General features: G+C 61.0%; 4 protein-coding genes. 1 reads left to right on the top strand and 3 read right to left on the bottom strand.

Annotation, left to right across the window (positions count from 1 at the left end):
- Positions 1-334 precede the first annotated feature (334 nt).
- On the bottom strand, positions 335-499 hold the full coding sequence (locus EOA28_RS33300) for a hypothetical protein (RefSeq protein WP_116397974.1): 165 nt from the start codon (positions 497-499) through the stop codon (positions 335-337).
- A 204-nt stretch (positions 500-703) separates the two neighbouring features.
- On the opposite strand from EOA28_RS33300, the gene EOA28_RS33305 reads away from it, so the two are divergent.
- Positions 704-865, top strand: coding sequence for a hypothetical protein (locus EOA28_RS33305; RefSeq protein WP_127250524.1), 162 nt, complete (start codon positions 704-706; stop codon positions 863-865).
- A 375-nt stretch (positions 866-1240) separates the two neighbouring features.
- Here the strand turns inward: EOA28_RS33305 and EOA28_RS33310 are convergent, their stop codons facing one another.
- The gene (locus EOA28_RS33310) at positions 1241-1486 is read right to left on the bottom strand and encodes an AbrB/MazE/SpoVT family DNA-binding domain-containing protein (protein WP_245463225.1); all 246 of its coding nucleotides are present in this window, start codon (positions 1484-1486) and stop codon (positions 1241-1243) included.
- Positions 1487-1543: 57 nt separating this feature from the next.
- The coding region (locus EOA28_RS33315; RefSeq protein ID WP_189342339.1) for a methylmalonyl-CoA mutase family protein at positions 1544-2213 on the bottom strand (670 nt) is incomplete at its 5' end.

Here is a 2213-nt window from a genome sequence, read left to right on the forward strand (position 1 = left end):
ATCAAACCGTCGCCGCGCACGGTCGGCACCAGCATCGACTGGCCTTCGACGACATCGCCGACCGTGCGCGGCGACGGTTTGATGCCGTTGATGCCTGGCGTGTTAAGCCTGTCGTTCCAGCTTTTCACCATACGCGGATTACTCCGGATCGTCGGATCATGTTCGTTGTTGTCAGGATCGAAGCCGCTCCAAATACCGCATTCCTCCTGACAACATACTGTCAGGAGGCTGCGGCAAGCTACCAAGCAAAGGCTTCTTCCCTGTACTCAACATCACTGGCCGCCAATACATCTGGGCGCGGTGTCGCCACAATCCAAGTCGTGGCGGCAAAATTTCAGTTTTCCCGCACGCGGCCCGTGTAAAGGTCCGGCCAGCCAATGTCCTTGCGGATGTCCGCCGGCAAGGTGTTCAGGAAACGCTGGGTGCGGATCTCGTTGCGCACGGTGCGGATCCGGCCGACATAGTGCTGCACGCTGCGCAGGATGGTAAAACCGTTCATGACCTCACTCCTCTCTTTTCGATGAGAGGAGTATCTCACACCCCTCCTGACAGCAGTCTGTCAGGAGGTGGGCAGGGTGCGGAAGAAGGCGGCACGGTGCCCCCCGCAGGGCCTGGATGAAGCCGATTCCTGTCAGGAGTGCTCGGCCCGGTGGGGTCTCAAGAACAGCTTTGACAGCCGCCATCGTTACTGGTCAAAGGCGGAATGACGAAACTGCTCGCCCTAGTCATCTGCGGCATCATGCTGATCCAGGTCATCAGGCCGCTGGGCTGGCCGGGGCTGAAGCGGCGCGGCGATTTCTGGAAGCTGGCGCTGCTTGCGATGGCGGCCATCTCGCTTGCCGCTGTCTTGGGTCATTGGGCTTAGTTCCTTAACGCAGAAGTTTTGACCTGGTTAGTGTGCGTTGGCAGGTCCCACGCCTCGGCGATTAGCTGAGACGCTTATCGCGGTCGTCATCCACGGGCGGAGCGAGGAGCGAAGCGACGCGCGCAGACCCGAGGATCCCTGCCGTGACTTGGAAGCGCCGCGGCGGTCCAGAATTCTGCACCGTTGCACATTTCGGTCCAGGTAACGGCATGGATTCCAGGGTCTGCGCGCGTCGCTTCGCTCCTTGCTCCGCCCTGGAATGACGAGGTTCAGAAGCCTCCAGCTCATCGCCAGCGTTTACGCTGACTATCCCGGCGGATGTTGATAGCCTTGCCCTTAAAGCCTGCAATCTTTCGAAATCACTGTGTCGAGGAACTAGCCGTTAGCCAACGTTGAAAGCTTGCGCAGTGCAGCCTCGTATCTGTCCATGACGTCGCGAGCAGCGTTCATTTGCCGTTTGTGGTCGTCATGGCGGATTGGCTTTAGAATGAGGCCGTCGTCGCTTTCGATCATCTGGAGCTCGTCACCGACCTGAAGGTCCAGGCTGTCAAGCATTTCGCGTGGCAGCAGCAACGCTCCCGATCCGTCATCAAGCCCGTGGATAGTTGTCTTGAACATCATCGCGCCATGGTTGTGTCTATTTCCATAGAACAACCTTTCAGCCAAACCGGCAAGCCCTCATTGATCGGACAGCAACCGGTCCATCAGCCGGTTCGCAGCTTCCGGGATAACCGTTCCCGGCGGGAAGATCTCCGCGGCACCCGCCGCCAGCACCGCGTCATAGTCCTGCGGCGGGATGACGCCGCCGGCGACGATCAGCATGTCGGCATGGCCGAGCTTCTTCAGCGCTTCCTTGAGCTCGGGGATCAGCGTCAGATGCCCGGCGGCTAAGGAAGAGGCGCCGATGATGTCGACGTCGTGCTGCACCGCAAGCTTCGCGATCTCGTCCGGCGTCTGGAACATCGGCCCGACGGTGACGTCGAAGCCCAGATCGGCAAAGGCGCTGGCGATCACCTTCTGGCCGCGGTCATGGCCGTCCTGGCCCATCTTGGCGACCAGGATGCGCGGCTTGCCGCTGGATTTCTTTTCGAACGCCTCGATCTTCTCCTGCAACCGGTCGAGCGCCGGGTTGTCACCGAGCGCGTCGCGATACACGCCTGAGATCGTCTGGACCGCAGCCGTATGCCTGCCGAACACTTTTTCCAGCGCCAGCGAAATCTCGCCGACGGTCGCGTTCGCGCGCGCCGCGCGAATCGCGAATTCGAGCAGGTTCTCGCCGCTCTCGGCGGCACGCGTCAGCGCCGCCAGGGCGTTTTCCAGGGCCGCCACATCGCGGGTGCCTTTGAGC

Origin of the sequence: Mesorhizobium sp. M2A.F.Ca.ET.067.02.1.1, from assembly GCF_004023285.1 — a bacterium.
Taxonomy (GTDB): domain Bacteria; phylum Pseudomonadota; class Alphaproteobacteria; order Rhizobiales; family Rhizobiaceae; genus Mesorhizobium.

Bases quoted from the DNA above. Each gene is read 5' to 3' on its own strand.
- EOA28_RS33310 (WP_245463225.1), bottom strand. From the start codon at position 1,486: ATGATGTTCAAGACAACTATCCACGGGCTTGATGACGGATCGGGAGCG.
- EOA28_RS33300 (WP_116397974.1), bottom strand. From the start codon at position 499: ATGAACGGTTTTACCATCCTGCGCAGCGTGCAGCACTATGTCGGCCGG.
- EOA28_RS33305 (WP_127250524.1), top strand. From the start codon at position 704: ATGACGAAACTGCTCGCCCTAGTCATCTGCGGCATCATGCTGATCCAG.